The sequence below is a fragment of the Pseudomonas sp. NFACC43 genome (assembly GCF_900119645.1).
GTDB lineage: Bacteria > Pseudomonadota > Gammaproteobacteria > Pseudomonadales > Pseudomonadaceae > Aquipseudomonas.
The window spans coordinates 640,347-665,817 of the sequence record NZ_FPKK01000001.1 but is presented as its reverse complement, the minus strand read 5'-3'; the positions used below and the strand labels follow the sequence as shown (position 1 = coordinate 665,817).

At 62.1% G+C, this 25,471-nt stretch carries 26 protein-coding genes; 12 read left to right on the top strand and 14 right to left on the bottom strand.

Translation table 11 applies throughout. The features are described 5' to 3' along the window. Positions 1-259: 259 nt before the first annotated feature. Positions 260-1,468: an ammonium transporter gene (locus tag BT179_RS02825; protein ID WP_072430318.1), complete on the top strand. Its 1,209-nt coding sequence runs from the start codon at positions 260-262 to the stop codon at positions 1,466-1,468. Positions 1,469-1,476: 8 nt separating this feature from the next. On the opposite strand, the gene BT179_RS02820 is transcribed toward BT179_RS02825, so the two are convergent. After that, complete coding sequence (locus BT179_RS02820; protein ID WP_072389199.1) at positions 1,477-3,189, bottom strand: cation:proton antiporter; 1,713 nt, start codon at positions 3,187-3,189, stop codon at positions 1,477-1,479. Between the two features lie 179 nt (positions 3,190-3,368). Between BT179_RS02820 and BT179_RS02815 the strand changes: the two genes are divergently transcribed. The 3 genes from BT179_RS02815 (at position 3,369) to BT179_RS02805 (ending at position 5,003) form a co-directional block, all read left to right on the top strand. Continuing rightward, positions 3,369-3,623, top strand: a complete 255-nt coding sequence (locus BT179_RS02815) for a glutaredoxin family protein (protein ID WP_072430319.1) — start codon at positions 3,369-3,371, stop codon at positions 3,621-3,623. A gap of 95 nt (positions 3,624-3,718) precedes the next feature. Next, positions 3,719-4,039 carry a transcriptional regulator gene (locus BT179_RS02810; RefSeq protein WP_072389195.1) on the top strand — a complete coding sequence of 107 codons (321 nt, stop codon included), beginning with the start codon at positions 3,719-3,721 and terminating at the stop codon, positions 4,037-4,039. Between the two features lie 73 nt (positions 4,040-4,112). After that, positions 4,113-5,003 (top strand): pseudouridine synthase, encoded by an 891-nt coding sequence (locus tag BT179_RS02805; protein WP_072389193.1) that lies wholly within the window; start codon positions 4,113-4,115, stop codon positions 5,001-5,003. Between the two features lie 76 nt (positions 5,004-5,079). On the opposite strand, the gene BT179_RS02800 is transcribed toward BT179_RS02805, so the two are convergent. Together BT179_RS02800 and mobA are read right to left on the bottom strand one after the other, a co-directional pair. Next, positions 5,080-5,301 carry a YgdI/YgdR family lipoprotein gene (locus tag BT179_RS02800; protein ID WP_072389191.1) on the bottom strand — a complete coding sequence of 74 codons (222 nt, stop codon included), beginning with the start codon at positions 5,299-5,301 and terminating at the stop codon, positions 5,080-5,082. Between the two features lie 105 nt (positions 5,302-5,406). Beyond that, positions 5,407-6,003, bottom strand: coding sequence for a molybdenum cofactor guanylyltransferase MobA (gene mobA, locus BT179_RS02795; protein WP_072389189.1), 597 nt, complete (start codon positions 6,001-6,003; stop codon positions 5,407-5,409). 78 nt (positions 6,004-6,081) lie between these two features. Between mobA and moaB the strand changes: the two genes are divergently transcribed. After that, the gene (gene moaB / locus BT179_RS02790; protein ID WP_072430320.1) at positions 6,082-6,621 is read left to right on the top strand and encodes a molybdenum cofactor biosynthesis protein B; all 540 of its coding nucleotides are present in this window, start codon (positions 6,082-6,084) and stop codon (positions 6,619-6,621) included. Positions 6,622-6,643: 22 nt separating this feature from the next. Further along, positions 6,644-7,831 (top strand): molybdopterin molybdotransferase MoeA, encoded by a 1,188-nt coding sequence (glp, locus tag BT179_RS02785; protein WP_177305089.1) that lies wholly within the window; start codon positions 6,644-6,646, stop codon positions 7,829-7,831. 65 nt (positions 7,832-7,896) lie between these two features. Here the strand turns inward: glp and BT179_RS26930 are convergent, their stop codons facing one another. Next, positions 7,897-8,205, bottom strand: a complete 309-nt coding sequence (locus BT179_RS26930) for a hypothetical protein (RefSeq protein ID WP_231991093.1) — start codon at positions 8,203-8,205, stop codon at positions 7,897-7,899. Positions 8,206-8,549: 344 nt separating this feature from the next. On the opposite strand from BT179_RS26930, the gene yegS reads away from it, so the two are divergent. Next, the gene (yegS, locus tag BT179_RS02775) at positions 8,550-9,467 is read left to right on the top strand and encodes a lipid kinase YegS (RefSeq protein WP_072430322.1); all 918 of its coding nucleotides are present in this window, start codon (positions 8,550-8,552) and stop codon (positions 9,465-9,467) included. Here yegS and BT179_RS02770 read toward each other — a convergent pair. The 3 genes from BT179_RS02770 to BT179_RS02760 all read right to left on the bottom strand — a co-directional run bounded on the left by BT179_RS02770 (position 9,451) and on the right by BT179_RS02760 (position 11,692). Beyond that, a complete protein-coding gene (locus BT179_RS02770; RefSeq protein ID WP_072389179.1) occupies positions 9,451-10,110 on the bottom strand; it encodes a response regulator in 660 nt (219 codons plus the stop codon). The two genes, yegS and BT179_RS02770, sit on opposite strands and share 17 nt — an antisense overlap. Further along, complete coding sequence (locus BT179_RS02765; protein WP_072389177.1) at positions 10,107-11,000, bottom strand: sensor histidine kinase; 894 nt, start codon at positions 10,998-11,000, stop codon at positions 10,107-10,109. The genes BT179_RS02770 and BT179_RS02765 overlap by 4 nt, the downstream gene beginning before the upstream one ends. Before the next feature lie 221 nt (positions 11,001-11,221). After that, positions 11,222-11,692, bottom strand: coding sequence for a hypothetical protein (locus BT179_RS02760; RefSeq protein ID WP_072389175.1), 471 nt, complete (start codon positions 11,690-11,692; stop codon positions 11,222-11,224). Positions 11,693-12,174: 482 nt separating this feature from the next. Here BT179_RS02760 and BT179_RS02755 point away from each other — a divergent pair, with 482 nt between their 5' ends. Both BT179_RS02755 and BT179_RS02750 read left to right on the top strand, forming a co-directional pair. Beyond that, on the top strand, positions 12,175-13,098 hold the full coding sequence (locus BT179_RS02755; protein ID WP_072389173.1) for a chemotaxis protein CheV: 924 nt from the start codon (positions 12,175-12,177) through the stop codon (positions 13,096-13,098). Positions 13,099-13,168: 70 nt separating this feature from the next. Beyond that, complete coding sequence (locus tag BT179_RS02750; RefSeq protein ID WP_072430323.1) at positions 13,169-13,978, top strand: MOSC domain-containing protein; 810 nt, start codon at positions 13,169-13,171, stop codon at positions 13,976-13,978. 66 nt (positions 13,979-14,044) lie between these two features. On the opposite strand, the gene BT179_RS02745 is transcribed toward BT179_RS02750, so the two are convergent. From BT179_RS02745 to BT179_RS02720, 6 genes are all read right to left on the bottom strand, one after another. Then, the gene (locus BT179_RS02745; RefSeq protein ID WP_072389169.1) at positions 14,045-14,329 is read right to left on the bottom strand and encodes a pyrimidine/purine nucleoside phosphorylase; all 285 of its coding nucleotides are present in this window, start codon (positions 14,327-14,329) and stop codon (positions 14,045-14,047) included. Positions 14,330-14,417: 88 nt separating this feature from the next. Then, positions 14,418-14,960 (bottom strand): 3'-5' exonuclease, encoded by a 543-nt coding sequence (locus BT179_RS02740; protein ID WP_072389167.1) that lies wholly within the window; start codon positions 14,958-14,960, stop codon positions 14,418-14,420. A 183-nt stretch (positions 14,961-15,143) separates the two neighbouring features. Next, positions 15,144-17,132 (bottom strand): acetyl/propionyl/methylcrotonyl-CoA carboxylase subunit alpha, encoded by a 1,989-nt coding sequence (locus BT179_RS02735; RefSeq protein ID WP_072430565.1) that lies wholly within the window; start codon positions 17,130-17,132, stop codon positions 15,144-15,146. A 17-nt stretch (positions 17,133-17,149) separates the two neighbouring features. Further along, the gene (gene atuD / locus BT179_RS02730; protein WP_072389165.1) at positions 17,150-18,307 is read right to left on the bottom strand and encodes a citronellyl-CoA dehydrogenase; all 1,158 of its coding nucleotides are present in this window, start codon (positions 18,305-18,307) and stop codon (positions 17,150-17,152) included. A 43-nt stretch (positions 18,308-18,350) separates the two neighbouring features. Next, complete coding sequence (locus BT179_RS02725) at positions 18,351-19,967, bottom strand: acyl-CoA carboxylase subunit beta (RefSeq protein ID WP_072430324.1); 1,617 nt, start codon at positions 19,965-19,967, stop codon at positions 18,351-18,353. A gap of 29 nt (positions 19,968-19,996) precedes the next feature. Next, a complete protein-coding gene (locus BT179_RS02720) occupies positions 19,997-21,787 on the bottom strand; it encodes an acyclic terpene utilization AtuA family protein (protein WP_072430325.1) in 1,791 nt (596 codons plus the stop codon). Between the two features lie 149 nt (positions 21,788-21,936). On the opposite strand from BT179_RS02720, the gene BT179_RS02715 reads away from it, so the two are divergent. The 3 genes from BT179_RS02715 (at position 21,937) to BT179_RS02705 (ending at position 24,534) form a co-directional block, all read left to right on the top strand. Then, the gene (locus BT179_RS02715) at positions 21,937-22,563 is read left to right on the top strand and encodes a TetR/AcrR family transcriptional regulator (protein WP_072389159.1); all 627 of its coding nucleotides are present in this window, start codon (positions 21,937-21,939) and stop codon (positions 22,561-22,563) included. Between the two features lie 112 nt (positions 22,564-22,675). After that, entirely contained in the window at positions 22,676-23,452 is a 777-nt protein-coding gene (locus BT179_RS02710; RefSeq protein WP_072389600.1) for a substrate-binding periplasmic protein, read from the top strand. A 68-nt stretch (positions 23,453-23,520) separates the two neighbouring features. Then, positions 23,521-24,534, top strand: a complete 1,014-nt coding sequence (locus BT179_RS02705; RefSeq protein WP_072389156.1) for a GNAT family N-acetyltransferase — start codon at positions 23,521-23,523, stop codon at positions 24,532-24,534. Between the two features lie 121 nt (positions 24,535-24,655). Here the strand turns inward: BT179_RS02705 and BT179_RS02700 are convergent, their stop codons facing one another. Continuing rightward, complete coding sequence (locus tag BT179_RS02700; RefSeq protein WP_072389154.1) at positions 24,656-25,204, bottom strand: RNA polymerase factor sigma-70; 549 nt, start codon at positions 25,202-25,204, stop codon at positions 24,656-24,658. Positions 25,205-25,471: the final 267 nt, after the last annotated feature.

Genomic DNA, 25,471 nt, shown 5'->3' with positions numbered 1-25,471 from the left:
AACTTTTGCTCGGCATTGGCTCAAGGTTTTGCCATGTACTGGTGCGTCGGGCGTGTCGATGCGCTGAAGTCGGGCGCAGGCTGGCGGAACCTTAACCCAAATAATCAGAACTCGCGAAACATCACTGCGTCTTGCTCCTCCTGGTGCACCAAAGCGGTTCGCCTGCCTTCGATCGGTAGTCGGATTGATTCAACTTGGTGCGCTGGGACGGCGCCAGTCGCGTCGATGCTCTTAAAACTTTTTCAGGTCTGCCAATACCATGGAAAATATGCAAAGCGCTGTGGACAGTCTGGTCCATAGCTCCAACACGCTGTTCATTCTGCTCGGTGCGGTCATGGTCCTGGCCATGCATGCCGGTTTTGCGTTCCTGGAAGTAGGCACCGTCCGACAGAAAAACCAGGTCAACGCGCTGTCGAAGATCCTCAGCGATTTCGCGGTCTCGACCCTGGCGTATTTCTTCGTGGGCTACTGGGTTTCCTACGGCGTGACGTTCCTGCAGCCTGCAGCGGTGCTGAGTACCGATCATGGCTACAGCCTGGTGAAATTCTTTTTTCTGCTGACATTCGCCGCTGCGATCCCTGCCATCATTTCCGGCGGTATTGCCGAACGCGCCCGATTCGCCCCGCAGTTGTGCGCCACGGTGTTGATCGTGGCATTCGTATATCCCTTCTTCGAGGGCCTGGTATGGAATGGCAATCTTGGCCTGCAAGCCTGGTTGCAGGCCCGATTCGGTGCCAGTTTCCACGATTTTGCCGGCTCCGTGGTGGTGCATGCCATGGGCGGCTGGCTGGCGCTGGCCGCCGTGCTCCTGCTCGGTGCGCGTAACGGCCGCTACCGGGACGGTCGACTGGTGGCGTTCGCGCCATCGAGCATTCCGTTTCTGGCCCTGGGTTCCTGGATCCTGATTGTCGGCTGGTTCGGTTTCAACGTCATGAGCGCCCAGACGCTGCCTGGGGTGAGTGGATTGGTGGCGGTCAATTCGTTGATGGCCATGGTCGGCGGAACCGTGGCGGCACTGGTTGTCGGTCGCAACGACCCGGGCTTCCTGCATAACGGCCCACTGGCCGGGCTGGTGGCGGTATGTGCAGGTTCCGACCTGATGCATCCGGTTGGGGCGCTGGCCACCGGTGCCATTGCCGGAGTCCTGTTTGTCTGGTGTTTCACCGCGGCCCAGGGCAAATGGAAGATCGACGATGTGCTGGGTGTCTGGCCATTGCATGGCCTGTGCGGCGTCTGGGGGGGCATTGCCTGCGGCATTTTCGGTCAGGGCGCCTTGGGCGGCCTGGGTGGGGTCAGCCTGGTCAGCCAACTGATCGGTACCGCGATGGGCGTGGCCATTGCCCTGGCCGGTGGTTTCGCGGTCTATGGCCTGATCAAGGCCGTGCTGGGGCTTCGGCTGACCCAGGAAGAGGAGTACTACGGCGCGGACTTGTCCATCCACAAGATTGGCGCCGTCAGCCAGGATTGAGCGAGGCATCAAGGCTCCTTGTCCTGGTTGCCAGGATAAAAACCGTGCAGCAGGCGATAGCGGTCATGGCGCACCTGATCCACATGCTGGCGGACTTGCTGCTCCGCCAGCCCGAGCATGATCAGGGCGTGGGAAGCCAGCATCAGGCTCGACTCCAACAGTTCCGGGACCACCTCGCTGGCCCCGGCGGCCTGCAACTCCGCCAGCTGGCTGTCGTCGCGGGTGCGTACGAGGATCGGGACCTGGGGATTGAGCCGCCGGGCCTCCTTGAGCACGTCGATGGCGATGTCGGTCTTGTCGACGGCGATCACCAGCAAGCGGGCGCGGCCCAGGCCCACGGCGGCCAGCAGGTCCCCTCGACGTGAATCACCGTAGTACACGCATTTCTCCCCAACGGTGGCTTCCTGGATGATCACGGGATCGTCGTCCAGGGCAACGAAGGCCTGGTTTTCACGACGCAGGAAGCGCCCGATGGATTGGCCGACGCGACCGTATCCGCAAATGATCACATGGCCCGACAGGCCGGCATTGAGTGCGCTGATCTGGTCCAGCTGGGCCGCTTCGTTAGGCTTGCGGTGCAGGCGGGCGGCGATGCCCGGCGCGGCGCGCAGCAACAAGGGCGTCAGTAGCATCGAACAGAACGTCGCGGCCAGCAGCAGGCTGACGAGTTCGGCCGGCATGAGGCGGTTCTGCTGCATCAATGCCATCAGGGCGAAACAGAATTCTCCACCCTGAGCCAGGGCCAGGCCGCTGCGCCAGGCGGTTTCGCCGTCGCTGCCGCGCCATTTCACCAGCAGGGCGACCACGCAGCCCTTGATGAGCATCAGCCCCAGGGTCAGGCCAAGGATCAACCAGCCGTCATCCACGAACAACCGCAGGTCGATCAGCATGCCGATGCTGACGAAAAACAGTCCCAGCAGGATGTCGCGGAACGGACGTATATCGGCCTCGATCTGGTGTCGGTAATGGCTCTCTCCGAGCAACATGCCCGCCAGGAACGCGCCAAGGGCCGGCGAGAGCCCCATCAGGTGGGTCAGCCATGCCGTCAGCAAGACGATGACCAGGGCCAGCAGCACGAACAGTTCGGCGGAGTGGGATGCGGCCACTTCATGGAACAACCGTGGCAGCAGCAGGCGACTGGCCAGCAGCAGCCCGCCGAACAGCAGCAGCGTCTTGCCCAGCGTCAGGGGCAGCGCCCAGTACCATGCCTGGGTACTGCTACCCGCGAACACCGGCACCAGGGTCAGCAGCAATACCGCGACGATGTCCTGGAACAGCAGCACACCGATGGCATTCTGGCCGTGGCTGCTGAAGATTTCCCCCAGGCTGGTGAGTTCCTTGCTGACGATGGCGGTGGATGACAGGGCCAATCCCGCGCCCAGCAGCATCGCGGCCAGCACCGGAGCGCCGAACGCCACCAGTACGCCACCCAGGAGCGCCCCCGAGCACACTACCTGCAGGCTGCCGAGGCCGAATACGACACGGCGCAGCTCAAGCATCTTGGACAAGGAGAATTCCAGTCCCAGGGAAAACAGCAGGAAGACCACCCCGAGCTCAGCCAGGTCCGGCAGTTCCTCGCTGTCGTTTACCCAGCCCAGCGCAGTGGGCCCGACCGCCAGCCCGACACACAGGTAGCCCAGCACCGGTGGCAGCCGCAGTCGCCTGAACAGGGCAATGACCACCAGGGAGGAGGCGAGAATGATCAGCAGGTTGGCAAACAAGGGAAACTCCGTTTCATGGCTTGTGGCACATAGCGTAGAAGACAAGCAAGCATCGGAAAGCGAGTCCGGTCAGTGATTTGCATCAGCGTTTTGCCAATATGGCCTGATACGGCACCCGGCTCGACGGTTTTCCGGAGCGAGCCTAGAATGACCGTCTATCTTTTGTGGGTCTACCTGCCATGCCTCCTGAAAGCACGCTTCCTGAATGCCAGCTGTTCGGTACCCTGGGTTGTCACCTGTGTGAGGTGGCCGAAGGGGTATTGATGCATTTCGTTGAACACGGGTTGCTGGTGGAGCTGGTGGACATCGCCGAAGACGAGCAACTGTCGGAAACCTATGGATTGCGCATCCCGGTATTGCGCAGGAACGATACTGGTGAGGAGCTGGACTGGCCTTTCGATAATCCCGACCGGGTGGCCTCGTTCCTGCGTTGAGCGCTTTAAGGCCGGCGTTGTCCGAGCATTGGCGTTGGCGAAAATGGATGTCTTCGGTTACTGTATGTCCATACAGCTATCTGGAGTGCCGCACCTTGCTCAATGTCGAACAATTGAAGAACAGCGTGAACAGGATGTCCGTGGATGTCGTGCGCGAGGCCGTCCTGGAGTTGCGCCTGGACGGGTTGGTTACCGAAGGCAAGACACCCTTCAACAAGCTGCATTTCAACACCTGTTTCGCTGAGATCGAGGCACTGTTCCAGCGTGCCGGTTATCACAAGCAGCTGGATGTCGTGGGTTACCAGGGATTGTTGTACGCCTTGTACGACCCGGGCCGCTGGGAGGCAGTGGAGGTGCTGCGCTGGCTGAAGGAGTTCACCGAAGCGACGGCAGGTTCCGCCCCGGTCACGGTATGAGGCAATCATGGCTGGGCGGGCTTGCGCGACTGTCGGATAATGCCGGCTTGTAAACATTGCCCAAGAGTTTTCAATGTCTGGTTCATCGTTTTCCGCCGCGCACCACCAGGCCAGCACCTTGTATCTGCCGCCCGGCCAATGGCAGACAGTGCTGGAATGCCTGTGCGAGCATTTCAGCGCCATCAGTCGCGAGCAATGGCTGGACCGGATTGCCCGAGGTCGTGTGCTGGATGGGGAGGGCAAGGCGATCGAGGTCGACTTGCCGTACCGTGAGGGATTGCGCATCCACTATTTCCGCGAAGTGCCCGACGAGAAACCGATCCCGGTCGTCGAGACGATCCTGTATGCCGACGAGCATCTGGTGGTGGCCGACAAACCGCATTTCCTGCCAGTCACCCCCGCGGGTGAATATGTCGAGCAGACCTTGTTGCGACGACTGATCCGGCGGCTGGACAATCCTCATCTGGTGCCCCTGCACCGTATCGACCGGCATACCGCCGGGCTGGTGCTGTTTTCAGCCAACCCCCTCAGCCGATCGGCTTACCAATCGCTGTTTCCTGCGCGGCAGATCGAAAAACGCTACCAGGCCATTGCTCCAGCGTTGCCTGGTCTGACGTTTCCTCGGGTGCACAAAAGCCGGATGGTCGATGGCGAGCCGTTTTTCCGGATGCAGGAAGGGCCGGGCGAACCCAATACCGAAACAGCCATCGAGGTACTGGAAAAAAATGGCGAGTTGTGGCGCTACGGTCTGTATCCGGTCACCGGCAAGAAGCATCAGTTGCGGGTGCATATGAATGCCCTCGGGGCTGCTATCTGCAATGATCCGTTTTATCCCGATGTGCTGCGCGATGCGCCGGACGATTATGCCAACCCGCTCAAATTGCTGGCCCAGGGGCTGAGCTTCATCGATCCGGTCACAGCTCAGGAACGTATTTTCGAGAGCGCTATCGAGCTCCAGTGGTAATCGCTTCGGCTTTCGGACCGGCATGAAAAAGCCCGCAATTTTGCGGGCTTTTGTGTATCGGGTGCGGCGCTGAGGCTTAGAGGTCCTTGACGGTGCGGACCTGGTCCTTGTTCACGCGGGTCTGCTTGCCGTCCAGTTGTTCGAACTCATAGAAACCGGTGTCTTCGTCGTACTTGGGTGTGTCGACGGCCTGGATTTCGCGACCGTCATTCAAGGTGATCACTGTTGGCGATGCGCACCCGGCAAGAGTGGCGAGGCCCAGTGCGAGCATGAAAGTGGCGAGGGTCCGTTGAGTCATGGTGTTTCTCCGAAATGGAATTCTTCAAGTTACTGACCTTCAGACGTATACAACGTGCGCAAGTTCCTGGCTAGGGGCCTGTACGGTTAATTTGAATGCCCTGCGTCAATGTCCTGTGTGTCGGTTCAGCAGTTCGGGCGTATTCAGATTCGCCAGCCGTGGATCGTCGGCCGGGCATTGCAAGGCAACCGCGTGCAAGGTACGCATGATCCGGCCCGGGCTGCGTTCGCCTTCGCCCCAGGCCTGTTCGAAGGCGGCGGCCAGCGCCAGGGGAATGACGCATAACAACGGTTCCCAGTGTTCGCCATGGCGCACCATCAGCGGCCTGTCGGGGTGCTGGCTGGCGGTTTCAAGCATGCTCTCTAGCAGGTTCGAGTCGATGTTCGGCACGTCGCACGGCAACACCAGCAAGAACCGATGCCTCGCCGCCCTGAGGCCTGCCCGGATACCCGCCAGCGGCCCGGGGAAATCCCCTTCATCGTCGTGCACCAATTGATCGGCATACAACGCATAACGTTCCAGGTTACGGTTGCAAGAGATGATCAGGTCATCGCTCAGAGCACGGGTCTGGCGGTGGAGATGGGCAATCAGCGGTTCACCCCGCCATTCCACCAGGCCCTTGTCCTGTCCGCCCATGCGTTGTCCGCGTCCACCGGCCAGCAGCAGGATGGAGCACGGTGGCCGGGAAATATTCGAGGTCATGGTGTGTCTCCCCACAGGCGGAAAAATGAAGCGCTGTGATATAACACCGGGCTGTTTCTCTCACAACTGGACGAGCCTATGAAAGCCAAGGCTGATGTACCTTTCGTGCCGCTCAATATCGCGGTACTGACAGTCAGTGATACCCGTACCCTGGAGACCGATACCTCCGGCCAGGTCTTTGTCGACCGGCTCATGGCGGCGGGTCATAACCTGGCTGCACGGGTTCTGCTCAAAGATGATCTGTACAAGATTCGGGCGCAAGTGGCGACCTGGATCGCCGACGAGGTGGTGCAGGTGGTGCTGATCACCGGCGGTACCGGTTTTACCGGTCGCGACAGCACGCCGGAAGCGGTTGCCTGCCTGCTGGACAAGCAGGTCGATGGTTTCGGTGAACTGTTCCGCCAGATTTCCGTGGCAGACATCGGCACCTCCACCATCCAGTCCCGGGCACTGGCAGGCCTGGCCAATGGCACGCTGGTGTGCTGCCTGCCAGGTTCCACCAATGCAGTGCGTACCGGTTGGGACGCTATCCTGGCCGAGCAACTGGATGCGCGCCATCGCCCCTGCAACTTCGTGCCCCACCTGAAACAGGCAGCTCCTTGTGAATCCCGTGGGTAAACCGGGCAAGGCCGGCGCCTTGATGGCCGTCGAGGTTGCATTGGAGCGCCTGCTCGAAATGGCCGCCGCCGCTCCGATCACCCAGCGTGAACGGCTGCCCCTGGGCGAGGCGCAAGGGCGGGTGCTGGCTGAAGATCTGGTGTCGACCCTGGACTTGCCGCCATGGCCCAACAGTGCGATGGATGGCTATGCCTTGCGGCTGGCCGATTGGCACGGCGAGCCGCTGACGGTCAGCCAGCGCATCTTTGCCGGGCAGGCCCCGCAACCGTTGGCTGCGGGAACCTGCGCGCGGATCTTTACGGGAGCGCCAGTGCCTGCCGGTGCCGACTGCGTCGAAATGCAGGAAAACGCCGTGGTGGAAGACGATCAGCGGGTCCGGTTCACCGAACCCCTGGTGAGCGGCCAGAACATCCGCCCACAGGGGCAGGAAACCACCGTTGGCGAAAAGATTCTTTCGGCGGGGACTCGCCTGGGACCGATCGAGTTGGGACTGGCGGCATCGCTGGGATGCGCGACGCTGGAAGTGGTGCGCAAGGTCAGTGTTGCCGTCCTGTCCACTGGCGACGAACTGGTCGAACCTGGCCAGCCACTGGGCCCTGGCCAGATCTACAACAGTAACCGTGTGGTGCTCTGCGGCTGGCTGCGGCGGCTGGGCTGCCATGTGGTCGATGCGGGCATCCTGCCTGACGATTTGCCCGCCACCCGTGCGCGCCTGGCCCAGTTGTCGGATGTCGACCTGATCCTGTCCACTGGTGGCGTATCGGTGGGTGAGGCTGACTTCCTGGGGACCGCATTGCGCGAGGAGGGCGAACTGACGCTCTGGAAACTCGCCATCAAGCCAGGGAAACCCCTGACGGTCGGGCACTTCCGTGGCGTGCCGGTGATAGGGTTGCCAGGAAACCCTGCCTCGACACTGGTGACTTTTGCGCTGCTGGCCCGGCCTTACCTGCTGCGACGCCAGGGTGTCCAATCGGTGATGCCGTTGAAGTTCAAGGTGCCGGCCGGTTTTGTCTGGGGGAAGGCCGGCAACCGGCGGGAATATCTGCGAGGGCGCCTTGAGAACGGCAGGGCCATCCTTTATCGGAACCAAAGCTCCGGGGTCCTGCGTAGCGCGGCCTGGGCTGATGGGCTGGTCGAAGTGCTCGAAGGGCAGACCCATGTCGAGGGTGATGAAGTGGGCTTCATCCCTTTGAGCGAGGTCCTGGACTGAAGCCGTGACAGCGGGGGTGTGCTCCGGCCCGAGCCAGGTCCCTGGGCCTGCCTGCGTCCCCGTCGTTATCGCGAGAGCAGCATGACCAACTGGTCGAAGCGACTGTTCGCGAGCCAGCCCAGCAGGCCGAGGATCACCGCTGCCGCGCCGGCCGAATAGGCGAGCCGGTGGCGGATGACCTTTACGTCGGTACGGATTTCATCCATATCCCTACGGATGTACTTGAGGTGAGTTTCCAGTTCAACGACGCGCGGTTCCAAATCGATTCCTCCAACGGGATTGCTGCAACTTTTGCATTCGTTCTGATTTTCGGTTCGCTCGCTTCCAATGGACGCGAGATGCCGGGGTGACAGCTTGTACTCGTGGCTATGCATGGGATGTTTCGTCCCTTCGGCCACAACGGTTCGAACCACTGATACGGCGCCTGCGGGCCGTGACATATCCATCCATGGGGTTGCACATCCTTGTGTAATGAGTGTTTTTGATGGTCCAGACAACAGAATGCCAAGGTGTCTCAATACAGCTGGAGGGTCAATTGAGTGGATTCGCCAGTTCTTGTAAGAAAACTCTTCGAGTGAAGAAGTATCTGTCCGGGAGCCGGGCACCCCAGCCTTTTCACGGAGGACAGCGGGCTTTTGAGCGAAATTGATAGGCGGAGGGCTTTTTCGGCCGAATGAGCGGTCCCATTTCCTGGAACCTTCCAATGACGGAGACGACGATGAGCAAAGGCAAGGCGCTGTTGATTCTACATGGCAAGCAAGCGCTCAACGAAGAGGTTCGCGCGGCAGTGATGCTCAAGCGCAAGCAGGGCTGGGACCTGGCGGTACGGCTGACCTGGGAGGCCGGCGATGCCCAGCGTTGTGTAGACGAGGCGTTGGAGGCTGGTTACACGCGACTGATCGCCGGTGGCGGTGACGGTACGTTGCGGGACATTGCCGAAGCGCTTGCCCGCCAATCCAGCGATGCCAGCCTCGTGCTGTTGCCATTGGGCACCGCCAATGATTTTGCCCGGGCGGCGGGAGTCCCGCTGGAACCAGACCAGGCCCTGGAACTGTTGGAGGTGGAGCCCCGGGCAATCGACCTGGGCGAAGTCGGCGGACGGATCTTTCTGAACATGGCCACCGGCGGTTTCGGCAGCCAGGTCACGGCAAACACCTCCGAGGATCTGAAAAAGGTGCTAGGCGGGGCCGCGTATCTATTCACCGGCCTGACGCGGTTCAGTGAGCTGAGCGCGGCCTATGGTGAGTTGCAGGGGCCCGGTTTCAGTTGGCAGGGCGATCTGCTGGCGCTGGGCATCGGCAATGGCCGTCAGGCCGGGGGAGGCCATCAGTTGAGTCCGCAGGCGCTGGTGGATGATGGATTGCTGGACATCAGCATCCTGCCGGCCCCTCAGGAAGTGGTCAGCACGCTCAGGGATCTGCTGGCCGGTGGCCTGGGCATCGATAACATGTTCGTGCGCGCACGCCTGCCCTGGGTGGAGATCAAGGTGGCCCAGGGCCTGGACATCAATCTCGACGGCGAGCCGCTGCAGGTCGACAACCTGAGGTTCACGGTGCGCGAGAAGGCGATACGCGTACACCTGCCGCTCGACTCGCCTTTGCTGACGGCTTCCGCGGTACTCAATCGTCCAGGCTGATGATCTGCTCGCGTACCGCGAAAAGCACCAGTCCGGCCACGTCATGGATCTGCAGGCGCTTCATGATCTGCGCCCGGTGAGTCTCCACGGTCTTGATGCTCAGGCTCAGGCCGTTGGCGATTTCCCGGGTCGACTTGCCGCGCACGATCAGCCGCAAAATCTCCAGCTGGCGTGCCGTCAGGTTGTGGGTCTGGACGGGATCGGGCTGATGCTTCTGGACGCGCGTCAGCGCCTGGTTGATCACCGTGTGGGCGATGGCCGGGCTCAGGTAGCGTTCGTTGTTGCGCAGCGCGTCCAGGGCGTGCTCCAGCTCGGTGGCCGTGGTGTCCTTGAGCAGGTAGCCGTGTGCGCCGGACTCAAGGGCCTGCATGATCAGCGCCGGATCGGTGTGCATCGACAGGATCAGCACCTTGCTGTGGGGGCGCACCTGCTTGAGCTGCTGCAAGGCATCCAGGCCGCTGGTGTTTTTCATGGTGATGTCCAGCAGCACGATATCGGGGACCAGCCGTTCCACGAGTTCCAGCAACTGCGTGCCATCACTGGCTTCGCCGATGACGGCATAACCGGGCAGATCCGTGACCAGAGCGCGCACGCCGGCGCGGATCAGCGAATGGTCATCTACGAGAAGCAAATTACAAGTCAATGGAGAACCTTATTCTTACTGGCCCGCGCCAGGGTACGAGGGGCCCAGGGAAAACGTGCTTCGATATGCGTGCCCTTGCCGGCTTCACTGATGACCTTGAGGGTGCCGCCCAGTTGTTCGACCCGTTCCGCCATGCCGGCCATGCCCCGTTGCCCTTCACGGGCGGGGTGGTCTGCCGGGACGAACCCCTGGCCGTCGTCGCTGATCAGCAGGAACAGCCCTTCAGGCAGGCGTTGCAGGCGCACCAGCAGGTTCTGGGCCTGGGCGTGGCGCAAAATATTGGTGACGGCTTCCTGGGTGATCCGGAAGGCAGCGACAGTCATCTCCTCGGGAATCCCCGCCATGCGCTGCTGGCAATCGAGGCTCCATTTCACCGGGGTATTGGCCAGTGTCTTGAGCAGGTGCGCGCGCAGGCTGGCTTCGAGTCCAAGGCTGGTCAATTGGCGCGGGTTGAGGATTGCCGACACATCGCGGACCTTGTGCAGGGTTTCGTCCAGCGTTTCGCAGAGGACCGAACATTGGCCCTGCAAGTCCTCGGGGAGCCGGCGCTTGAGCCATTCGCTTTGCAATTTGGCCGCGGTCAGCAACTGGCCGATATCGTCGTGCAGCTCACGGCTGAGTCGGTGACGTTCGTTTTCCTGGACTTCGAGCAACCGGTCGGCCAGTTCCTGTGGCTGGAACTTGATGGACTTTCGCGACAGCCGATAGTGGATCCAGACGCAGGTCAAGGCTGCGATGTCCAACACCAGCAGGCTCACCGGCACGACCTGGCCGGACAGGTACACCAGCACGCTGCCGAGGGTCGAGCAAATGCACAGGAACAGGGTGAACCGGCGGGCGTTTTCTCGGGAAGGTGGCCAGGTGAGGGATGACTTGAGGCTGGCGTACATAGCGGATGGAGCCAATGAAGGTTCGCTGCGGGCTGGCCGGTCAGCGCATCTGACAGGCCGGGTCGGGTAAACGTTTCAGGTCGAGGGCGGCTTCGGTGGCAGGCTTTCCACACCGTGCTTTCGAAGCGACTGACGCGAGACATAGTACCACTTCATCCAGCGTTGGTCGCGCCTGGCATGGTGCCCTGAAGCGCCGTGCATCGGAGGTCGGCCGTGAGGTGTCAGGCCTGCTTCTGGGAGAAGGGCACCAGGGCCAGCCGGTGTGCTGCGTGGAGTGCGTCGCAAGGGCTTTGGCCCACCTGGAAGGCGAATGCCTCGATCAATGAGGTCTGTTCGCTGTTGTCCAGGCTGAGCTGGCCGGTGGTGGGATCGACCAGTTCCAGCTGCCAGGCCATCAGGGTGAAGCAATCCTTCAAGGCCTCAAGGGCCTGGTCGTGCAGATCCATGTTGTTCTGCGCATGGCTGAGCAGGCCATGGATATGCAGGGAGAATTCCGATACGGCTTCCAGTGCCAGGGCATCGGCCTTGTTTGCCAGCTTCAACAAGGTACTGAGCATGCAATCGATTGCATCCTTGTCATTGTTGATCAGCTGCAGATGGCTCAGGCATTCCTCCGACTTGGCCAGCAGTGTCTCGGCCTCGGTCAGGAATTCGGGTAGGCGCTGAGACCAGTTCTTACGATCGTTCGGCATGCTTATCTCCACAACATCATGTCAGACGAAAGAAAATCGCGAGTGGCAAACGGTTGGGCCTCACGGCCGGCTACGAACGAAAGTGCGTCGGCACACCCTTGCCGCGTGCCAGGGACAGGCAGACGGAAAGTTGCTCGGGTGGGATCGGCCGAAAGGCTGGAAGTCCGATGTCCTGCTGTCGCGCACAAAGGCCTGACTCCGTTCAGCAATGAGAATGGCGTCACATTAATGGCTATTGGATATTGGGAATATCAGGTTGGACCTGATTGTTGCTAGGGGAATCCCTTAGGCAGGGGAACCTTGTGCGCAAAACATGGTCGCGCAGCGGGGAAAGTGTCGGATCTGAAGGGTGAAGCCAGTAAAGCATGATGTTAATGTGATATCAATGCCCCGCAAGTGTATTTCATCAGGGGGTCAAGATCCGGCGTCCACGGCCGATAGTTGCTTTATTGGATTCATCCGAACAATCCCAGGAGTCATCAATGGCCGGCATTCTCGACACAGTAGACCAACGAACCCAGCTGGTGGGTGAGAATCGCCTGGAAATTCTCATGTTTCGCCTGGCGGGGCGGCAATTGTTCGCCATCAACGTGTTCAAGGTCCAGGAAGTTCTGCAACTGCCCAAGCTGACCTTGATGCCGCAACGCCACCCATTCGTGTGCGGCGTGGTCAACCTGCGGGGCCAGACGCTGCCGGTGATCGACCTGTCCCAGGCCATCGGCATGCGGCCGCTGGTGCCGGGAGCCAACAGCACCATCATCGTCACCGAGTACAACCGGTCGGTCCAGGCGTTCCTGGTGGGTGGCGTGGACCGCATCGTCAACATGAACTGGGAAGCGATCCTGCCGCCGCCGACCAGCGCCGGCCGGGAACACTACCTGACCGCGATCAGCAAGGTGGACGACCAGTTGGTGGAAATCATCGACGTGGAGAAAGTCCTCGCCGAAATCGTGCCCTACAACGCCAAGGTCTCCCGGGACAAGCTCGAAGACCCGGTGCTGGAGAAGGCTCGCGGACGCGAAGTATTGCTGGTGGACGACTCCAATGTCGCGCTCTCGCAACTGCGCGACACCCTGGGTCAGTTGGGGGTGAAGATGCACATCGCCAGCGACGGCCTGAAAGCCCTCAACATGCTCAAGGCCTGGGCCGATACCGGTGAGGTGATGACCGACAAATTGCTGATGATCTTCACCGACGCGGAAATGCCGGAAATGGACGGCTATCGCCTGACCACCGAGATCCGTAACGACCCGCGCTTGCGTGGGCTCTACGTGGTCCTGCATACCTCGCTGTCCGGCAGCTTCAACGACTCGATGGTGAAGAAGGTCGGCTGCGACAATTTCCTCTCCAAATTCCAGCCCGACAAACTGGTCGATGTGGTGCGCCAGCGACTGATGCTTGGCTGAGGCCGATCATGGTTTGCATCGATGGCCGGCTCGTATAAGGTGGCATTTTTTCGCCATCAGGGAGCTGACCATGTTGCGGCTGAGCGCGCTGTACCGTTATCCGTTGAAGTCCGGCAAAGGCCAGTCCCTGCCAGGGATTGGCCTGGACAAACTGGGGTTGGACGGTGACCGGCGCTGGATGCTGGTGGATGAGGCCAGCGGGCGATTCCTGACTCAGCGGGCCGTGGCGAAGATGAGCCAGCTCTCGGCATTGTGGAACGATGCCGGAGGCCTGACGCTCAGTGCGCCGGGCCATGGCAGTATCGAGGTGCCGCTGCCTTCGACCGCCGAAGAGCAACGCCGGGGAGTGACTATCTGGCGTGACACCCTGCGTGTACCGGATGCTGGCGATGAGGCGGGCAACTGGGTCAGCGAGTTCATTGGCAATGCCACCCGGCTGGTGCATGTACCGGTGGAGCTGGCGCGTACCACGGCGGCCGGTTACGGCAAGGACGACGATAAGGTCGCCTTCGCGGACGGTTTTCCATTGCTGCTGATCGGCCAGGCCTCCCTGCAGGATCTGTCGAATCGGGTCGGTCGCTCCCTGGAGATGCTGCGTTTCCGGCCCAATCTGGTGATCGAGGGCAGCGACGCGTTCGCCGAGGATGGCTGGAAACGTATTCGTATCGGCGATGTGGAATTTCGGGTGGTCAAGCCGTGCTCGCGCTGCATCATGATCACGGTCGACCCGCAAACCGGTGAACGCGATCCGAACCGCGAGCCTTTCGCCACGTTGCAGCAGTATCGATCGACGCCGGACGGGGCGATGTTCGGCCAGAACCTGGTCAACGACGGCAACGGTCGGCTCGAAGTCGGCATGCCGGTCGAGGTGCTCGAATAAACACCGCGTTCGCAATGAAAAATGCCCGTGTCGCTGGACACGGGCATTTTTTTTGATGCAGCAGGTTCAGCCGCGGTATTCGCACAGGTAGGCAGTGTCGACGGCCACCTTGAGCTGGAACTTGCTGTTGGCCGGAACATTGAACTGGCTGCCGGCAGCGAAGGTTTCCCATTCGGCGCTGTCGGGCAGTTTCACGGTCAGGGCGCCGGAGACCACGTGCATGATCTCCCGCTGGGCCGTTCCGAACTCGTATTCGCCCGGTGCCATGACGCCGATGGTCGCAGGACCTTCGGCAGTGCCGAAGGCGATGGACTTGACGGTGCCGTCGAAGTACTCGTTGACTTTGAACATGGGCGATTCCTCGTAAAAGGGCTGAAAAAGGCCGGCCAGTATGCACAAGGCTTCGACACACGTCATCTGCGAAACGGTGGCGGGTTGCTCAGTCGGCCAGCACCAGGGGCAGCAATCGCGCGGTGTTGCGCGCATCCTCCAGGGCCCGGTGCTGTTGACCGTTGAACTGAAGGCCGGCCAGTTGCAGGGCTCCATTGAGCCCCAGTGGCCGCTCCAGCCGTCGGGCCTTGGCGAAGCGCTGCTTGAGGTTCATGTGGGGCACCTGGCTGAGAAAGCTTTGCAGCCGTTGATGCTGCCACTCCTGAAGCAACTGCTTGCGGTCGTAATCGCCCCAGCTGACCCAGCCGCCCAGGTTCGCCTGGTAGGGCGTCAGCCAGCGTTCGAATGCCGGCCAGACCTCGGACAAGGTGGCCGCGCTGTCGATATTGGCCTGGGTGATGTGCGTCAGCTCGCGGCAGAACGATGTGAGCAGGGGGCGTCTCAAGGGGCGGACGAAACGCTGGAAATGATCCACCTCGTGACCGTCACGATTCACCAGCGTGGCGCCGATTTCGATAATTTCCATTTCGGTTACCGGCCAGCCTCCTTCATCGGTGGTGGCCTCCAGATCAATCACCAGCCAGTTAGGCATCGCGGGTTCCCGGGTAGCGGCATGCAGATGGGGTTGAGCGTAGTCAAACCCGGCGCATCCGCCTAGGCTCTGTACGAAAAGCCTTGATACTCGTTCATGCTGCGTTGAAAAATGCCTCGCAATGCTCGTGTACTCAAGTACATTCCGCTTGATCGGCTGTTTTCGCCTTGCCTGACCTTCGTCTCAAGACTTTTCGTACAGAGCCGGGTCGTCTGTGGTCACCTGCAACAAAACCTGCCGGTTCCTCACCTGGTCGCCTAGCCTGATCTGCAACGCCCGCACCACGCCGTCCCTGTCGGCCTTGAGCGAGTGCTCCATTTTCATCGCCTCGAGCACTACCAGCAGTTGCCCCTGGCAAACCACGCTGCCTTCCCTGACCCGCAATTGCACGATAGCCCCATCCATTGGCGCCCTGAGCATGCCATCACCCACCACGCAGTCTGGTATGACAGCAGCGTGGGTCCGATCCTGCAGGTGCAGGCTGCCGGGGCGGGCGAACAGCCAGAGGTCGGTGCCGTGGAGGCGCCAGGTGTAGCGTTGCCGGATGCCATTGATGACCAGGCTTGTGCCGCGCTGGTCGGTATCGAGCCGTATCAGTTCGAACACCTGGCCGGCGGTTAGAACCCGCAGCGTGCCGTCCGCTTCGGCGTTCAGGCTCAGTGTCCAGTCGCGTTCGGCCGCACCGATCCGGTAGTGCAGCGCCGCGCCTGTGTTGTTGTGCCAGCCCGCCAGGCCGGAGTGGGGTGCGCCTGCCGCCCAGTAGAACAGGGCGGTGGCGATGGCCAGCTGTTCAGTCGAGGGGATATGAGGCTGGAGGGCGATGTGGTCGGCGAAATGCCGGGCGATGAAGTCGGTGCCGAAATCGCCCACGATGAATTGCGGATGCGCCAGCAGACCCGCCAGCATTCGCTGATTGCTCCGAACCCCCAGCAACACGCAATCCTCCACGGCGTGCAACAGCTTGCGCCGGGCCTCTTCGCGAGTAGCGCCGTGGCTGATGAGCTTGCCCAGCATCGGATCATAGAACGGTGTGATGGCCTGGCCTTCCAGCAAACCGTGGTCGATGCGTACCTCGCCCCGGGTCGGCGGTTCCCAGCCGGTCAGGCGTCCGGTCTGGGGCAGGAAATGCTCGCCTGGATCTTCGGCATACAGCCGCACTTCCATGGCATGGCCACTGAGCTGCAACTGATCCTGGCGCAGGGGCAAGGGCAGGCCAGCAGCGATGTCCAGCTGCCAGGCCACCAGGTCCTGGCCAGTGATCTGTTCGGTCACCGGGTGCTCCACCTGCAGCCGGGTATTCATTTCCAGGAAGTAGAACCGGCCATCGGCGGCCAGCAGGAACTCCACCGTGCCGGCACCGACGTAGTTCACCGCGCGACCGGCCTTGAGCGCTGCCTCGCCCATGGCGTGGCGCAGCGCGGCGGTCATGACCGGGCAGGGTGCCTCCTCGATGATCTTCTGGTGACGGCGCTGGATCGAGCAGTCCCGTTCGCCGAGGTGGATCAAGTGACCATGGCGATCGCCAAAAATCTGCACCTCGACATGCCGTGGATCGATCAGCGCCTGTTCCAGGATCAACTCGTCACTGCCAAAGCCATGCAGTGCCTCGGAGCGTGCACCGTGCAGTTGCTCCAGCAGGTCGTCGGCCCGCTGGACCAGGCGCATGCCCCGGCCGCCACCGCCTGCGCTGGCCTTGATCATCAGCGGGAAACCGATGCGTTCGGCTTCGCGGCAAAGAGTGTCGTCGTCCTGGGCCGCGTCCTGGTAGCCGGCAATACAGGGCACGCCCGCGGCAAGCATGGCGATCTTCGAACGCCGTTTGCTGCCCATCAGTTCGATGGCGTCGGGGCTGGGGCCGATGAAAACGAGCCCGGCTTTTTCGCAGGCCCGGGCGAAATCGGCGTTCTCGGAGAGGAAACCGTAGCCGGGGTGAATCGCATCGGCGCCGCTTCTGCGGGCCGCCTCGAGAATGGCCGATGGGTTGAGGTAGGACTGTTGCACCGCCGCCGGTCCGATCGAAACGGCTTCATCGGCCATGCGGACATGCAACGCGTCGGCATCGGCCTCGCTGAACACAGCGACCGTGCGGTAGCCCAGGGCCTGCGCGGTGCGCTGGATCCGGCAGGCGATTTCACCGCGGTTGGCGACGAGGATCTTGCTGAAGGCGGACATGGCGGGCGGGTAGCTGCTCATTTTTTCTTTCCCGGCAACGTGCCCATGAGCTTGCAGATGATCCCCAGCATGATCTCGTCCGCACCGGCGCCGATGGACACCAGCCGTACATCGCGGTAGGCCCGCGACACCGGGTTGTCCCACATGAACCCCATGCCGCCCCAGTATTGCAGGCAACTGTCGGTGACCTCACGGCTCAGGCGCCCGGCCTTGAGCTTGGCCATGGACGCCAGGCGCGTGACATCCTGGCCGTTGATGTACTGCTCGGTGGCCTGATAGACCAGCGCACGCAGGCATTCGATCTCGCTGGCCAGTTCCGCCAGGCGAAAGTGGATCACCTGATTGTCGATCAGCGCTGTACCGAAGGTCTTGCGTTCACGGCAATATTCGATGGTGCTGTCGACGCAGCGCTCCAGCCCCTTGATCATGTTCGCCGCGCCGAACAGCCGTTCTTCCTGGAACTGCAGCATCTGCATCATGAACCCGGCGCCCTCCTGGCCGATGCGATTGCGTTGCGGCACCCGCACATCATCGAAGAACACCTGGGCGGTTTCCGAGCTGCGCATGCCGAGCTTGTCCAGGTGCGCGCCGAGGCTGATGCCGGGCGTGTGCATCGGTACCACGATCAGGGATTTGTTGAGGTGCGGCTTGTCGTCCGAAGTGTTGGCCAGAAGGCAGATGAAATCGGCGCTCGGTGAATTGGTGATCCACATCTTGCTGCCGTTGATGACGTAGTCGTCGCCGTCCTTGCGCGCCGTGGTCTTGAGGCCGGCCACGTCGGAGCCGGCAGCGGTTTCCGAGACGCCGATGCAGCCCACCTGTTCGCCGCGGATGGCCGGGCGCAGGAATTCTTCGCGCAGTGCGTCGGAACCGAAACGCGCCAGGGCCGGAGTGCACATGTCGGTCTGGACGCCGATGGACATGGGCACGCCGCCACAGTGGATGGTGCCGAATTCCTCGGCCGCGACGATCGAATAGCTGTAGTCCAGGCCCATGCCGCCGAAACGTTCTGGCTTGGAGATTCCCAGCAACCCCAGCTCGCCCGCCTTGCGAAAGACTTCGTGGATGGGAAACCGCCCGGCCTTTTCCCATTCGTCGACGTAAGGGTTGATGTCGTGGTCGACAAACTGGCGAACAGTGCGCCGCAGTGCTTCGTGTTCCTGGGTGAAGATCATTTTCAGTGTTCTCCTTTGAACGGCGATCGAGGCACTCGCCGGATCAGAAGCGGGCCACTCCGAAACTGTTGGGTTGCAGCGACCGGCCTTCGGCTTCATGGCAGATGTCCAGCAGGTAGCCCAGCAGGGTGCGGGTATCCCGTGGGTCGATGAGGCCGTCGTCCCACAGGTTGGCGCTGCCGTAGAGGGCGGTGGACTGGCTGTCGAGTTTCTGCGCGGTGCTGCGTTCCAGCTGGTCGAGCATCTGTGGATCGGCAGTGACGCCGTTCCTGGCCTGCGTGGCCTCGGTGACCAGGCGCAGGACCTTGCCGGCCTGGGCGCCTCCCATCACCGCAGTGTGGCTGTTGGGCCAGGCGAAGATGAAACGCGGATCCAGTCCGCGACCGCACATGGCGTAATGGCCGGCACCGTAGGAACCGCCCACCACGATTGTCAGCTTCGCCACCCGGGCGTTGGCCACCGCCTGGATCATCTTGGCGCCGTGCTTGATCACACCTTGCTGTTCGGCTTCGGTGCCCACCATGAACCCGGTGGTGTTGTGCAGGAACAACAGCGGTGTGCGGCTCTGGTTGCAAAGCTGGATGAACTGCGCCGCCTTGCTCGCGCCCTTCGGTGTGATCGGACCGTTGTTGCCGATCAGGCCGCAGGCATGGCCGTGAATCCGAAGGTGGCCGCACACCGTCAGTGGGTCGAATTCGTTCTTGAAGTCGAGGAAGCTGGAGCCGTCGGCGATGCGGGCGATGATTTCCCGCACGTCATAGGGCTTTTTGGGATCGTCGGGCACCAGTCCGTACAATTCGTCGATGGGGTAGAGCGGTTCCGGCCAGGTGTGATCGGGGCGTGGCGGTCGTCGTGCGTTCCAGGGCAGCAGGCTGACGATTTCCCGGGCCAGGCGGATACCGTCGGCGTCGTTCTCGGCCAGGTATTCGGCGGTGCCCGCTACTTGCGCGTGCATCTGCGCGCCACCCAGTTCCTCCTCGGTGGCCATTTCGCCGGTAGCGGCCTTGAGCAGTGGCGGGCCGGCAAGGAACAGCCGGGCCTTGTCACGTACCACCACCACATAGTCCGACAGCCCCGGCTGATAAGCGCCGCCAGCGGTGGCCGAGCCGTGCACCACGGTAATCTGTGGCAGCCCCATGGCCGACATCCGGGCCTGGTTGGCGAAGCTGCGCGCGCCTTCGACGAAAATCTGCGCGGCGTAATTGAGGTTGGCCCCGCCGCTTTCGGCGAGGGTGATCACCGGCAGCCTGTTTTCCATGGCGATCTGTTGCAGGCGCAGGGTCTTGTCAAGGCCGCTGGGGGAAATGGTTCCGCCCCTGATCGCACTGTTGTTGGCCACCACCAGCACCCGCGCGCCACTGACATGGCCGATGCCAGCGATCAAGCCACCGCCGGCCTCGCTGCCGTCCTTGTCGTCATGGAGCTTGTAGCCGGCCAGGCTCGCCAGTTCGAGGAACGGCGCGCCGGGGTCCAGCAGCAGGTTCAGGCGCTGGCGTGGCAGCAGTTGACCCCGCTTGTCGAATTTCGCCTGGGCCTGGGCGGCCTTCTCCAGCATGGCCTGTTCGATCTGCCGAAGTTGTCCGACGCTGGCCAGCATCGCCGCGCGATTGCGGGCGAAGTCGGCGTTGTGCGGATCGAGCTGCGATTCGATGACTGGCATGGCGACTGTTCCTTTCCAACGAGCGTCCTTCAGTTGACCCGGTCGGCGATGTCCTGGGGCACCGGGATCTGGATTTCCAGCAGTTGCTGGGCGAATGCCTTGCCCTGGGGGTCGATGCGCAGGCTGGCGACGCCACCGCCGCCGAGGGCGTTTTCCAACAGGAAATTCAGGCTCTGGGTACCGGGCAGGTACCAACGCTCGACGCGTCCGCGCACGGGATCGAGTACATGGCTCATCCAGTCGACCATCACTTGCGGCGTCAGCGCTTCGGCGATCCACGGCAGGTACTCGGGCTCGCGGGCGATCACACCGATGTTGCTGTGATTGCCCTTGTCACCGGAGCGGGCCACGGCCAGCTTGATCAGGGGGACGCTGGCATCGGCCCGACCCTGGGGCCTGGGCAGTTCCGGGGCGGTGGGCAGGTCGCTGGTGTCCAGCGGTTCGACGTCAGGCAGGACGCAGGCGTGGAGCTGGCCGTCCAGTTGGATGTCGAGCCGGCAGGCACTTTTGTCGATCAGGAACGAGAAGAGACGTATCAGCGGCTGCACCGTCGGTCGGCCGCCCAGCAGGCCGGTCAGTCCAGGTGCCATGCCGGTGGCGGCCGGGGCGATCTCCCGGGCAAACAGCGCCAGCGCTTGTCGGTCCGGGTGCCGGACCGCCAGCTTGATCAACACTTCGCGGCTGTCCCGGCGTTGGCCGTGGTGACCGTAGGTGGCTTCGCTGCCCAACAGCTCGATGTTCACTTCGCTGTAGGGAGCCCAGCCTCGCTCGCTGAACATCTGCGAGGTCCTGGCAATGATCGCCTGACTGACCCGTTCGGCCTTGGCCACCGCATCGATGCCGGCGATCAGGCACAGGGCGGTGCAGCGAAAGCCGTCCGGCCAGGTGGCGCACACTTTGTACCGATCGGTGGGGGGCAGGCCCCTGGCGCCCTGGACTCGCACGGCATGCCTGCCTTGCTGGATCAACCTGACCTGGCTGAAATCGCAGATCACGTCCGGTAGCAGGTACCCCTGCGGGTCGCCGATTTCGTACAACAGCTGTTCGCCGACGGTCAGCGGTGTGACCAGCCCGCCAGTGCCTTGCACCTTGGTGACAATGAACTGGCCGTCGGCGCTGGCTTCGACGATGGGAAAACCGATGTGCTCGTAATCCGGCACGTCTTGCCAGTCCGTGAAATTACCGCCCGTGCATTGGGCCCCGCACTCGATGAGATGTCCGGCCAGTGCAGCCTGGGCCAGTTTGTCGTAGTCGTGCCAGGCCCAGCCGAATTCGTGCACCAGGGCGGCGCTGACCACCGCACTGTCCACCACGCGACCGGTGATCACGATATCGGCTCCCAGGCGCAGGGCTTCGACGATGCCTGGTGCGCCCAGGTAGGCGTTGATGGAGAGGCACGTAGAGGGCAAGGGCTCGCCGCTGGACATCTCGCGGATGCCCTGCTGGGCAAGTCCTTGGCATTGAGTTTGCAGGTCATCGCCCAGCAGTACGGCGATCTTCAACGGCACGCCGGCCTCGTCGCAAGCTGTTCGAAGGGCGGCGGCACAGGCTTGGGGATTGACCCCGCCGGCATTGCTGATGACGCGGATGGCGCCTTCATGCAGACGCTGGAGCAGGGGGGCCAGCACTTCGACAAAGTCGGTGGCATAACCGGCCTGGGGATCCTTCATGCGCGCAGCGGCCATGATCGAGAGGGTGATCTCGGCCAGGTAATCGAACACCAGGTAATCCAGGTTCCCGCCGTCCACCAACTGGGCCGCGGCGGTAGGGGTGTCGCCCCAGAAGGCGCTGGCGCAACCGATACGGATCGCTCTTGGCATGGAGGGCCCTCCGGTAAACGGGATTCGAGACTACCAAGCAAGCGCTTGGTTTGTAAACGACCGCTGGTTCTTCTGCCCGAGCGCTTGCTTGGTTGTCCCGCTGGGCTTAAATTGCCGGCGCCACGTCGAACGACTGTAGGAGAGAAAGGGTGGACGAGCAAAAAGCCTTGAGGGTCATGCAAGAGCTGGTGGAGCTCGGTCAACTGACCGACCCGGACAGCGCCCGCGGCAAGTTGCTGCAGACGGCCGCCCACCTGTTTCGCAACAAAGGCTTCGAGCGCACCACGGTGCGCGACCTGGCGAGCGCCGTGGGCATTCAGTCCGGCAGCATCTTTCATCACTTCAAGAGCAAGGACGAGATCCTGCGGGCGGTGATGGAAGAAACCATCCGCTACAACACCGCCCTGATGCGCGCGGCCCTGGCCGAGGCGGGCAATGTTCGTGAGCAGGTACTGGCGCTGATCCGCTGCGAACTGCAGTCGATCATGGGCGGTACGGGCGAGGCGATGGCGGTGCTGGTCTACGAATGGCGCTCGTTATCCGAGCAAGGGCAGGAGCAGGTGCTGGCCTTGCGCGATATTTACGAGGACTTGTGGCTGGAGGTGCTGGGCCAGGCCAAGGATGCCGGGTATATTCGCGGGGACGTGTTCATTACCCGGCGTTTCCTCACAGGCGCATTGTCCTGGACCACCACCTGGTTTCGCGCCGAAGGCAGCCTGAGTCTCGATGACCTGGCCGAACAGGCATTGATCCTGGTGCTTGAAGAAAAACAATAATCGGGCCGTTTTCCTCCGGTTGCCGCGTGGTTGGCTAATCGGGCTGAAACCGCCTAGCTTGAATGTATGACTTATGGGGGAGTGGGTGACCTTGAAGTGTTCGCCGATGGGGATGACTTCGCGTGTTCTACTGGCCGTGCTGGCCATTTTCCTGGCCTTGCCAGCTTCGGCGGCGCAACTGGTCCGTATCGGGGCCGCGCATTTCCCACCCTATACGGTGCGCCCCGAAAATGGCGCCGACACCGGCCTGCTGCCGCAATTGGTCGAGGCCCTGAATCGCTCCCAGACCGACTACCAGTTCGTGCTGGTGCCTACATCGATCCCGCGTCGCTTCAATGATTTCAAGCAAGGCCGGGTCGATATGGCGATCTTCGAGAACCCCGACTGGGGGTGGAAGGACGTGCCGCATACCGTGGTGGACATGGGCCTGGAGGATGCGGAGATCTTTGTCGCCCAGCGCCAGCCGGATCGCCAGCAGAGCTACTTCGCCGACCTCAGGGGCAAGCGCCTGGCCCTGTTCAGCGGTTACCACTATGCCTTTGCCGAATTCAACGCCGATCCCAAGTTTCTCATCGGCCAATACAACGCCACGCTGACGTATTCCCATGACAGCAACCTGTTGATGGTGCTGCGCGGTCGCGCGGACATCGCGCTGGTGACGCGTTCGTACCTCAACGACTATGTCCTGCGCAATCCTCAGGTCGGCCCCCAGTTGCTGGTGTCCGAGCGTATCGACCAGGTCTATCACCACTATGCGTTGATCCGGCCCCAGGCGCCGATCACCAGCGAAACCTTCGCCCGGTTATTGCAAACGCTTCGGGACAACGGTCAATTGCTGGCCATTTTCACGCCTTACCAGATTGCCCTGGTGCCGACCCACAGTCATTGACCGGCCCTAAATTTCCCGCCCTGGCTCACGTCCCACGTTGACTACCGACGAATACGCGAGCCTCTGCCATGCCCGACCTCAACCACCCGACGATTCTGCCCTTGCCCGGAGGGCGCCGTCTGGGCGCCGATGAAACCGAACGTCATCTGAGCCTGATGCTGGAAGGCGCACCGCTGATCCGGCTGCGCCTGGAGCGTGGCCCCGAATTGCGGGTGCATCTGCAGGAAATCAACGACCGGCCAGTTGGGCCGGCCCTCTGGGCCGCCTGCTATTGGCTGTTTGCCCGGGAGCCGCAGTGCCAGCGCCTGGTCTGGCACCTTGCTGAGCGTCCCGGCGACGCCTTGCTCAGCGGCCTGCTGACGGCCACCGGGGAGGCTGACGAATATGCCTGCGAGCGCACGCAGTTCTGGCAACTGCCGCAACCCTGGCTAGGCGAGTCGTTCAATGGCAGTTATCCGCAGCAGATGATCATCACGGACGGCAAGCGCCATCCGCGTCGGCCGATAAAGCCTCGCGGCGAAGTGTATCGGCGTTTCGATGCGCGGCTGGGGGCCTGGGTGTCCTTGCGCACCCTGGAGATCGAGCACGACCTGGCGCGTTTCAATCGCTGGCAGAACAGCCCCCGGGTGGCGAGTTTCTGGCAGGAGCAAGGCAGCCTCGAACAGCACCGCCAATACCTGGACACGCTGCAGCGCGACCCACGGGTCCTGACCCTGATCGGTTGTTTCGACGATCAGCCGTTTGCCTACTTCGAAGCCTATTGGGCCAAGGAGGATCGGATCGCGCCGTTCTATGACGCCGAGAACTACGATCGTGGCATCCACATGCTGGTGGGCGAGGAGCAGCATCGGGGGCCCCACAAGGTGGCGAGCTGGCTATCGGCGCTGGTGCACTACCTGTTCCTGGACGACCCGCGCACCCAGCGCGTGGTGGCCGAGCCCCGGGCCGACAATGCAAGGATGATCGGACACCTGCACAACCAGTGTTTCCACTGCGAGAAGGAATTCGATTTCCCTCACAAGCGCGCGGCGCTGATGATCCTGGGGCGCGAGCGGTTCTTCGACCGGTGCGCGTTGATGTGAGGTTTGGCACGGACCAGGTGGCGGTCATCAGTCCGTCATCATGAACAGGCTCGCTTTCACCAGGTCGGTGACCTGGTGAAAGCGAGCCTGTTTGCGGCAAGGCCGAAGAAAACGGCGTGTGTTACCGCCGGGCGAAGGTGTCTGCGCGCACGCCCGACGCCTTGCGGCAATGCACCAGGGCGTCACGGATCATGAAGTTCACCAGGGTGGGCGAGACCCCCAGTTCCTTGGCGATGTCCTTCTGTGGAACGCCATGCAGGCGATACATTTCGAAGGCGTAGCGGGTGCGGCTGGGCAACTCGGTCAACGCATCGGCAATGTGCTCCAGCGTGGAAAAGTTGATGTGAGACGTTTCCGGCGAAGCACCCTGGATCACCACGTTCAGTCCTTCCTCTTCCGGCCCCGAGTATTTCTGTTCCAGCGCCTGCTTGCGGTAGTGATCGATCGCCAGGTTGCGCACGATCTGGAACAGGTAACTGAGCTGAGCCTTGAAGGAAGAGGTGATCTGGGGCGCCGATTGCAGCCGGAAAAACGCATCCTGCACCACATCTTCGGCACGAGACCGGCAACCGGTGATGCGCGCCGCGATCTTGACCAGGATCATCCGGTTATCGACGAACGCCTGAAGTAACGGTGAGTCGCACCTGCTTGTGGATACTTGTTCCGTCATGGAATTCACCTTGCTGCAAAAAGTTAGCAGGACAAGCGGTTGACTGGCGGCGTCCTGCACATCGAGCGCCAAATTAGGCTGAATGATAATGATTGTCAATTGAGAAGAAGAATTATTGATGGCGATTGTTCAAGATGGGCCGCCGCGACCCATTGCCGCAGGGCGATCGCTTGCCAATGGCTCGGTGGGCCTGCTCGCTGACTAATTATTTGCCGGCGTGATCCGTTCTCATGGGTGACGGTTTCGGGCGGCAGCCCGGATGCCGCA

Coding starts and splice junctions, on each gene's coding strand:
- BT179_RS02825 (WP_072430318.1), top strand. CDS start 260: ATGGAAAATATGCAAAGCGCTGTGGACAGTCTGGTCCATAGCTCCAAC.
- BT179_RS02815 (WP_072430319.1), top strand. CDS start 3,369: ATGCCTCCTGAAAGCACGCTTCCTGAATGCCAGCTGTTCGGTACCCTG.
- BT179_RS02805 (WP_072389193.1), top strand. CDS start 4,113: ATGTCTGGTTCATCGTTTTCCGCCGCGCACCACCAGGCCAGCACCTTG.
- BT179_RS02800 (WP_072389191.1), bottom strand. CDS start 5,301: ATGACTCAACGGACCCTCGCCACTTTCATGCTCGCACTGGGCCTCGCC.
- mobA (WP_072389189.1), bottom strand. CDS start 6,003: ATGACCTCGAATATTTCCCGGCCACCGTGCTCCATCCTGCTGCTGGCC.
- moaB (WP_072430320.1), top strand. CDS start 6,082: ATGAAAGCCAAGGCTGATGTACCTTTCGTGCCGCTCAATATCGCGGTA.
- glp (WP_177305089.1), top strand. CDS start 6,644: ATGGCCGTCGAGGTTGCATTGGAGCGCCTGCTCGAAATGGCCGCCGCC.
- BT179_RS26930 (WP_231991093.1), bottom strand. CDS start 8,205: ATGCATAGCCACGAGTACAAGCTGTCACCCCGGCATCTCGCGTCCATT.
- yegS (WP_072430322.1), top strand. CDS start 8,550: ATGAGCAAAGGCAAGGCGCTGTTGATTCTACATGGCAAGCAAGCGCTC.
- BT179_RS02765 (WP_072389177.1), bottom strand. CDS start 11,000: ATGTACGCCAGCCTCAAGTCATCCCTCACCTGGCCACCTTCCCGAGAA.
- BT179_RS02760 (WP_072389175.1), bottom strand. CDS start 11,692: ATGCCGAACGATCGTAAGAACTGGTCTCAGCGCCTACCCGAATTCCTG.
- BT179_RS02755 (WP_072389173.1), top strand. CDS start 12,175: ATGGCCGGCATTCTCGACACAGTAGACCAACGAACCCAGCTGGTGGGT.
- BT179_RS02750 (WP_072430323.1), top strand. CDS start 13,169: ATGTTGCGGCTGAGCGCGCTGTACCGTTATCCGTTGAAGTCCGGCAAA.
- BT179_RS02745 (WP_072389169.1), bottom strand. CDS start 14,329: ATGTTCAAAGTCAACGAGTACTTCGACGGCACCGTCAAGTCCATCGCC.
- BT179_RS02740 (WP_072389167.1), bottom strand. CDS start 14,960: ATGCCTAACTGGCTGGTGATTGATCTGGAGGCCACCACCGATGAAGGA.
- BT179_RS02735 (WP_072430565.1), bottom strand. CDS start 17,132: ATGTCCGCCTTCAGCAAGATCCTCGTCGCCAACCGCGGTGAAATCGCC.
- atuD (WP_072389165.1), bottom strand. CDS start 18,307: ATGATCTTCACCCAGGAACACGAAGCACTGCGGCGCACTGTTCGCCAG.
- BT179_RS02725 (WP_072430324.1), bottom strand. CDS start 19,967: ATGCCAGTCATCGAATCGCAGCTCGATCCGCACAACGCCGACTTCGCC.
- BT179_RS02720 (WP_072430325.1), bottom strand. CDS start 21,787: ATGCCAAGAGCGATCCGTATCGGTTGCGCCAGCGCCTTCTGGGGCGAC.
- BT179_RS02710 (WP_072389600.1), top strand. CDS start 22,676: ATGACTTCGCGTGTTCTACTGGCCGTGCTGGCCATTTTCCTGGCCTTG.
- BT179_RS02705 (WP_072389156.1), top strand. CDS start 23,521: ATGCCCGACCTCAACCACCCGACGATTCTGCCCTTGCCCGGAGGGCGC.
- BT179_RS02700 (WP_072389154.1), bottom strand. CDS start 25,204: ATGACGGAACAAGTATCCACAAGCAGGTGCGACTCACCGTTACTTCAG.